At 73.8% G+C, this 7,206-nt stretch carries 8 protein-coding genes; 4 read left to right on the forward strand and 4 right to left on the reverse strand.

From position 1 onward, the window contains the following. Positions 1-82 (forward strand): four-helix bundle copper-binding protein (locus tag VE546_RS03195; RefSeq protein ID WP_324917934.1); only part of this gene is annotated, 82 nt, incomplete at its 5' end. Positions 83-178: 96 nt separating this feature from the next. Here the strand turns inward: VE546_RS03195 and VE546_RS03200 are convergent. From VE546_RS03200 to VE546_RS03210, 3 genes are all read right to left on the reverse strand, one after another. After that, the gene (locus VE546_RS03200; protein ID WP_324917938.1) at positions 179-328 is read right to left on the reverse strand and encodes a hypothetical protein; all 150 of its coding nucleotides are present in this window, start codon (positions 326-328) and stop codon (positions 179-181) included. Then, the gene (locus VE546_RS03205) at positions 325-624 is read right to left on the reverse strand and encodes a glutaredoxin family protein (RefSeq protein ID WP_324917941.1); all 300 of its coding nucleotides are present in this window, start codon (positions 622-624) and stop codon (positions 325-327) included. The genes VE546_RS03200 and VE546_RS03205 overlap by 4 nt, the downstream gene beginning before the upstream one ends. Positions 625-715: 91 nt before the next feature. Beyond that, positions 716-2,173, reverse strand: coding sequence for an MFS transporter (locus VE546_RS03210; RefSeq protein WP_324917944.1), 1,458 nt, complete (start codon positions 2,171-2,173; stop codon positions 716-718). 595 nt (positions 2,174-2,768) lie between these two features. Here VE546_RS03210 and VE546_RS03215 point away from each other — a divergent pair. Next, positions 2,769-3,650: a F510_1955 family glycosylhydrolase gene (locus VE546_RS03215; protein ID WP_324917947.1), complete on the forward strand. Its 882-nt coding sequence runs from the start codon at positions 2,769-2,771 to the stop codon at positions 3,648-3,650. Between the two features lie 1,053 nt (positions 3,651-4,703). Here the strand turns inward: VE546_RS03215 and VE546_RS03220 are convergent. Further along, positions 4,704-5,705: a hypothetical protein gene (locus tag VE546_RS03220; protein ID WP_324917949.1), complete on the reverse strand. Its 1,002-nt coding sequence runs from the start codon at positions 5,703-5,705 to the stop codon at positions 4,704-4,706. Between the two features lie 186 nt (positions 5,706-5,891). Here VE546_RS03220 and VE546_RS03225 point away from each other — a divergent pair, with 186 nt between their 5' ends. Both VE546_RS03225 and VE546_RS03230 read left to right on the forward strand, forming a co-directional pair. Then, complete coding sequence (locus VE546_RS03225; RefSeq protein WP_324917952.1) at positions 5,892-6,179, forward strand: heavy-metal-associated domain-containing protein; 288 nt, start codon at positions 5,892-5,894, stop codon at positions 6,177-6,179. 90 nt (positions 6,180-6,269) lie between these two features. After that, a partial coding sequence (locus tag VE546_RS03230; RefSeq protein WP_324917955.1) for a heavy metal translocating P-type ATPase occupies positions 6,270-7,206 on the forward strand: 937 nt, incomplete at its 3' end.

Genomic DNA, 7,206 nt, shown 5'->3' on the forward strand with positions numbered 1-7,206 from the left:
CATGCACGAGCACTGCCGGATCTGCGCCGAGGCGTGCCGCCGCTGCGAGCGGGCCTGCAACGAACTCCTCGCCACCCTCTGACGGCGACCGGCGACCAGCAACCGGCGACCGGTCACCGGGGCGGCCGGCGGCGCGCACCGCGACGACCTGCATCCACCGGCCGCCGTGCGGGAACCGTCAGGACGAGCAGGTCCCTTTGCGGCCGGAGTCCCGGGGCGGCTCCTGCACGCGGCGCGCCACGGCGGCGACCAGACACGCCAGCAGGCAGCGGGTGGCCGGGTGGTCGACCACCCGGCGCAGGTCGGCAGCGGTCAGGGCGGGCTTCACGGCGTTTCTCCCCTCTGTTCGGCGGTCTGTTCGGTGGTCTGTTCGGTGGCGACTGCGGTGGTGGTGAGGTGGTCGCGGAGCTGGTCGTCGGTGGGTTCGACCAGGACGGTGCCATCGGGCAGGACGAGGGTGGGGACGCGGCGGGTGCCGCGTTGCAGCCGGTAGACGGTCTTGGCGGCCTTCTTGTCGGTGTCGATGTCGTGGTAGCGGTAGGCGAGGCCGGTGCCGTCGAGGTGGGCCAGGACGTCCTTCACCTGCGGGCACCACGCGGTGCCGTAGACCTCGATCTCCTGCATCACGGGACTCCGGAGGTAGGGGTGCCGCCGGACACGGGGGCTGGTTCCGTGTCCGGCGGCACCGGCGGCTGGCTGGGACGGCGGCGGGGCGTCAGTGCGCTTCGGCCGTCTGGGACCGCCCCTGCTCGACCTCGGGCTCGGCGGCCGCCGCGGCGGGTGCGGGGCGCAGGGTGAGCCAGGCGATGACGGCGCCGACCGCGGCGACGGCGGCGGCTCCCAGGAAGGCCGCGGAGAAGCCGTCGGTCAGGGCGGCGGGGTTGCCCAGCTCCTGGGCGCCGCGGGAGGCCGCCAGCGCGGTCATGGCGGCCAGGCCCAGGGCGGAGCCGACCTGGTAGCTGGTGTTGACGATGCCGGAGGCCAGGCCGCCCTCCTCGGGCCGGGCGCTGGAGACGGCGGTGCCCAGGGAGGGGATGAACGCCAGCGACATGCCGACCGCCGCCACCAGCGAGGCGGGCAGCACATCGGCCCAGAACGTGCCGTCGGGGCGGACCAGGGACAGCCAGAACATGCCGACCGCGAGCACCAGCATGCCCGCCACGACCAGCGGGTTGGGCCCGAAGCGGGCGATCAGCCGCGGCGCCAGCACGATCATCATGACCATGATGGCGACCGTCATCGGCAGCAGCGCCGAGCCGGAGGCGAACTCTCCCAGGCCCAGGACCTGCTGCAGGTAGAGGTTGAGGAAGAACCACATGGGGATCCAGGCGGCGGCCAGCAGCAACTGGGCGACGTTGGCGGCGGCCAGGTTGGGGGCGCGCCAGATGCGCAGGGGCATCAGCGGCTCGCGGCGGCGGGCCTGGAGGGCGACGAAGGCGACCAGCAGCAGCGCTCCGGCGCCCAGCACCAGCCAGGTCCGCGCCGCACCCCAGCCGGTCTCGGGGGCACGGACGATGGCGTAGACCGCGACGGCGAGGCCGGCGGTGACGGTGACCGCGCCCAGGATGTCGACGGCGCCGCGGCGGGGCGGGGCGGAGGGCATCAGCGCCGGGGTGGCGGCCAGCACCAGCAGGGCGATGGGGATGTTGACGTAGAACACCCACGGCCAGCTCGCGTACTCGGTGAGGACGCCGCCGAGGAAGACGCCGGCGGTGCCGCCGGCCGGGGCCGCGGCCCCGTAGAGGGCGAACGCCTTGGTCAGCTCCTTGGGCTCGGCGCCGAAGAGCATCATCAGCAGCGTCAGCGCGGACGGGGCGATCAGAGCGGCGCCGGCGCCCTGCACGGCACGGCCGACCAGCTCCACCCACACCTCGCCGGCCAGGCCGGCGACCAGGGAGCCGGCGGCCAGCACGGCCCAGCCGGTGGCGAACAGGCGCTTGGCGCCGAACAGGTCCGACAGCCGGCCGCCGAGGAGCAGCAGCCCGCCGAAGGCGATGACGTAGGCGTTGAAGACCCACGACAGGTTCTCCTGGGAGAACCCGAGATCGACCTGCATCTGCGGCAGGGCCACGCCGATGATCGAGGTGTCCATGATCACCATGAACTGGGCCAGGGCGATCAGCCACAGCGCCTTCCAGCGCCGCGGATTCGGCGGAGACGAGACAGAGGACATCACACACTCCTATACCGGAGGGGGGTATGTTCCGAGCATCGAAAACATACCCCCTAGGGGTATGTTTTGGCTAGTCCGTATCCGCGGGAGTTTTCACACGGGGGACACGGAGCCGGGAGCGCGCGTCCAGACCGGCCGCCGCGGCGCGGCCGGGCATCCGAAGGCGCCGGACTTCGCGCAGGTCGGACGCGGGCCCCGGCGCACCCGTCCGTTCCGGCCGGGAGGGCCCGGCGCCCCGGGAAGGGGCGGTGGGCCCCGGTCGGGCAGGCGCCGGGACGGTTTCCAGGAACGGACTACCCCCAGGGGGTACTGCCCGTCCGGCCGTTCTCGCGGTCCGACGGGGCGCGTCATCCCGGCGCCGGAGCGGCACCGGAGCGGTGACGGACGAGGTGCGGGGCATCCGCGCGGCAGCGCAGCCGGATCGGCCGGCTCCCGCCACAGCCCTGAGGCCGCACCCGCCGCATCGGCCGGGACGGCGAGCGGCGTACGTTGTAACCGGCTGCGCACCGCCTCCGGCCGACGGCGGCGCCGGGCCCTGAGGAGCGGCGTGCCGCAGCCGTCCCGCACCGCACACCACTCGACACAAGGATCCTCGATGTCTGCCCGTTTCCGTTCCACGGCCACCGTTGCGGTGATCCTGCTGGCGGCCGCCCTGACCGGCTGTTCCGGCGCCTCGGACCACCGCGGAGGGTCTTCCGCCGAACACTCCCACGCGTCCGGCCCCGGGGTCGGTCACGTCCACGGGCTCGGCATCAACCCCGGCGACGGCAGGCTCTACGTGGCCACCCACCACGGCGTCGTCGCCGTGGACGACGACGGCTCCTACCGGCGTGTGGGTGATGCCGCCGACTACATGGGCTTCACCGTCACCGGAGCCGACACCTTCCTCGGCAGCGGTCATCCCGCCGAGGGCAGCGGCGGCCACGCCAACCGCGGGCTGATCAGGAGCACCGACGCCGGAAGGACCTGGAAGAACCTCTCCCTCGCCGGCGAAGCCGACTTCCACTCCCTGGAACAGGCGCACGGCACCATCTACGGCTACGACAGCACGGGCGGGCTGCTCCGGGTCAGCAAGGACGGCAAGAACTGGGACGACCGCGCCGAGCTGGCGGCCCTGGACATCGCCGTCAGCCCCGAGGACCCCGGCACCGTCCTGGCCACGACGGAGAGGGGCGTCGCCAGGAGCACCGACGGCGGCAGGACCTTCGGCCGTGGGAACGGAACGCCGCTGGCCTACCTCTCCTGGGCCGAGCGGGACGAGCTGTACGGGATCGGCCTCGACGGCACGCTGCACCGCAGCACCGACGACGGCGAGAGCTGGAAGAAGGCCGGTACCGTGCCCGGCGGACGGCCCCAGGCCCTGACCGCGGTCGGCTCCGGGCACGTCCTGGCCGCCACCCAGGACGGCGTCTACGAGTCCGAAGACGGCGGTGAGACCTTCACCCGGCGCCTGGCGATACCGGGCGGCGGCCACTGAACCGGGCGGCAGCCATCCGTCCGGGGCGCCAACCGCCGGCAAACGGCCCCGGGACCGGTGAACTAGCAGGGCGCGGCCTCGCGCATGCGCTGCTCGACCGCCTCGCCGAGCACTGAACCCTCCTCACCCTGAACGCCGGGCGCGCCCGACGGTGCGGACGGCGGCGACGGTACGGCCGACGCGGCCGGTGCCGCAGCGGGCCTTGCGCACAGTCCGTCCCTGCGGCTGCCGGTCCGGCCGCCCCACGCTCCGCGTCCGGCTGCTGCCCCGCCCGCCGCCCCGGACGCCCCCGGCTCCGACCTGCCCGGCACCCCGGGCCGGGCGCCCCTCCCTCGCGGCTCCACGGAGATCGGGAGGTGGGCGGCCGGGTTGGTTTGCGGAGCACCGGACGTCACGCCGGCTGCGTGTCCTCCCGAAGACGGGGGAAGAGCGGCTGTGCTGCCGGCAGGGCCCCTCGACCGGTGTCGGCCGTCCGGTGAACCGCGTGGCCGCGCCGGGGGCTGAAGGGGCGTAGCTCATCGGCCGGCACGCGGCACGCCGGGACCAGGGTGGCGAGGACGGTGTCGGGACGCCTCGCCGCCTCACTGTCGCCCCGCCGCTCCGTCCGGGCCGGCTCCCAGGGCCGGGTGGCCTCGATGCACCGGTCGGTTTCCTCCACGATGTCCCGGACTGCGCGGGCGGCGCGCCGGAAGCCGGAGTCGGCCATGGCGGCATCGACCGGGCCCGGAGCCCTCCGGCAGACGTCCGCCAACACCGACGCACTGGAGGGTACGGCGGCGGGAACCGTCCCGCCGCGGAAGCGGTGGACCATGGCCCGGCCGTGCGGCCCGTCCTCCCCCGGCGTGCCACGGCACCGCGGCGGCACCGAGCGGGCGTCGGACGCTGTCCGTCTCCGGATGCCGCACGGGGGACGGAGCCGGGCCGTGGAGGGCTTCCTCTGCGGCACGGCCGGTGCGATGCGGACGGAGTGCGGCCGGCGACCACACGCCTCCGCCATGCCGGGGGGCGGATCCGCCGCCGCTTCGCGGGAGTCCACCGCGCCGGCCGGTCCGCTCAGTGCCGGTGCGTGCCGTCCTCCCCGTGCCCGGTGCTCTCCTCTCCCCGGTCGCCGGTGTCCGCCCCGCCGGCGGTGACGGTGAAGGCGGCGGTGCGGACCTCGCCGTCGTGCCGGAAGTCCAGGAAGAGGCGGTAGGTGCCGCTGCTGGGCGCGGTGGCGGTGAAGGAGACGGTGGGGCCGGGCCGGGTGGTGCCGTCACCCGGTGTGCCGTGGGGGTGGACGTGCAGGTAGGCCAGGTCTCCGGAGCGCAGGGCCACCAGGTGGCCGTATGCGCCGAGGTAGGGCTGCAGGTCGGTGACCGGGCGGCCGTCCTTGGTGACCGTCAGGTCGAGCGTGCTCGCCGTCCCCGGCCGCAGGGCGCCGTCGAGGGTGACGGTGTACCCGTCGACGGTGGCGCGCCGGGACGGCTCGGGGAGTCCGGCCGGCCGGTAGGTGCCGGAGACGGCCAGGTCGGCGCCCAGGGTCAGGCCGGTGGCGCCCTTGGCGCGCGGGGTGAAGTCGGCGAGGAGGCGGTGGTCACCGGCCCCGGGCAGCTCCACCGGGGCGCGCCAGGTACCGTCGGCCGCCCGGGTGGGGTGCAGGTGGCGGTAGGTGTCCAGGTCCCGTGAGACCAGGATCAGGTGCAGCTCCTTGCCGTGCTCCTTCCGGTAGGCGGTGACCGGGGCACCCTTCTCGTCGCGGACGGTGAAGCGCAGTTCCGTTTTCTCCCCGGCGGGGATGCGGGGGGTGTCGAGGTCGAGGGTGTACCCGCCCTCGGAGACGTTCAGGCCGCCGGCCGGTGCGCTCTCGTGGCCCCCCTCCTGGTGGCCACCCTTCTGGTGACCGCCTTCCTGGTGGCCGCCCTTCCCGTGCGCCGGGGTGCCGCTCCTGTGGTCTCCGTGCGCGGCGGGGGCCGGGTCGGAGGTGACGGGGTCCATGGCGTTCCCCACCCCGTAGGCGGCCCCGAAGGTCGCCGCGAGCGCGGCGGTGAACGCAGTGATCTTCAGCGCGGTGTTCATGGCGCTCTCGCTCTCCTTGCACATGCTCTGCTCAAGCGGTTCGACACCTGAAGCATATACCCCATGGGGGTATATGCAAGCGAGCGGCGGAGACTTGCCAAACATACGGACGGGGGGTATACAGGACGACGTCGATAGATACCCCCCAGGGGTATTAAGGAAGCTCGATCCTCCGGAGGAAGAACCATGTCGTCCTGCTGCACCCCCGACGGAAGCTGCTCGACCGGCACCTCGCAGACCACCACCGCCGTGGCCGACAGCCGCACCACGGTCTACGCGGTGTCCGGCATGAGCTGCGGCCACTGCAAGGCCACGCTCACCAAGGCCATCGGCGAACTCGACGGCGTCCTGTCCGTCGACGTGGACGTCGCGGCCGGTCAGGTCACCGTCACCACCGGCGGCGCGCCCGACGACGCCCTGCTGGCCAAGGTCGTCGACGAGGCCGGCTACGAACTCACCGGCCGAGTGTCCTGACCCCTCCCCCGTGCCGGGCCCGCCCTCGGCGGGCCCGGCACCCGCCCCCCCTTTTTTGCCTGCCGAGTTCTTGTCTGTCGAGGAGCCGTGATGACCACCACCGTCGAAGGGACCGCTGAGGTCGAGCTCGCCATCGGCGGCATGACCTGCGCCTCGTGCGCCGCCCGCATCGAGAAGAAGCTCAACCGCATGGACGGGGTGACGGCCACCGTCAACTTCGCCACCGAGAAGGCCAAGATCACCTACAGCGCCGACGAGGTCGGGGTGGAGGACCTGATCGCCACCGTCGAGGCGACCGGCTACACCGCCACCCCGCCCGCCCCCGAACGCTCCGAGAGCGACGGCACCGGCGAGCAGGCCGGCGCCGCGGAGGGGGACGACGAGCTGCGACCGCTGCGGCAGCGGCTGATCACCTCCGTCGCCCTGGCCGTGCCCGTGATCGCCATGGCCATGGTCCCGGCCCTGCAGTTCGACTACTGGCAGTGGCTGTCGCTGACCCTGGCCGCCCCGGTCGTCACCTACGCCGCCTGGCCCTTCCACCGCGCGGCCCTCACCAACGCCCGGCACGGCGCGGCCACCATGGACACCCTGGTCTCGGTGGGTACCTCGGCCGCTTTCCTGTGGTCGCTGTGGGCCCTGTTCTTCGGCACCGCCGGCACCCCCGGAATGACCCACCCCTTCGAGCTGACCATCGCCCGCACCGACGGCGCGGGCAACATCTACCTGGAGGCCGCCGCCGGCGTCACCGCCTTCATCCTGGCCGGCCGCTACTTCGAGGCCCGCTCCAAGCGCAAGGCCGGTGCGGCGCTCAGGGCCCTGCTGGAGCTGGGCGCCAAGGACGTCGCCGTCCTGCGCGAGGGGGGCCGTGAGGAGCGCATCCCCATCGCCCGGCTGGCGGTCGGGGACCGGTTCGTCGTCCGCCCCGGCGAGAAGATCGCCACCGACGGCACCGTGGTCGAGGGCTCCTCCGCGGTGGACGCCTCGATGCTCACCGGCGAGTCCGTCCCCGTCGAGGTCGGCGTCGGCG

Source organism: Streptomyces sp. (genome assembly GCF_035644915.1).
In the GTDB taxonomy this organism is placed as follows: domain Bacteria; phylum Actinomycetota; class Actinomycetes; order Streptomycetales; family Streptomycetaceae; genus Streptomyces.

What these genes read in the sequence shown, in the direction of transcription:
- VE546_RS03205 (WP_324917941.1), bottom strand. Translation starts at nt 624, where the DNA reads ATGCAGGAGATCGAGGTCTACGGCACCGCGTGGTGCCCGCAGGTGAAG.
- VE546_RS03215 (WP_324917947.1), top strand. Translation starts at nt 2,769, where the DNA reads ATGTCTGCCCGTTTCCGTTCCACGGCCACCGTTGCGGTGATCCTGCTG.
- VE546_RS03210 (WP_324917944.1), bottom strand. Translation starts at nt 2,173, where the DNA reads ATGTCCTCTGTCTCGTCTCCGCCGAATCCGCGGCGCTGGAAGGCGCTG.
- VE546_RS03225 (WP_324917952.1), top strand. Translation starts at nt 5,892, where the DNA reads ATGTCGTCCTGCTGCACCCCCGACGGAAGCTGCTCGACCGGCACCTCG.
- VE546_RS03220 (WP_324917949.1), bottom strand. Translation starts at nt 5,705, where the DNA reads ATGAACACCGCGCTGAAGATCACTGCGTTCACCGCCGCGCTCGCGGCG.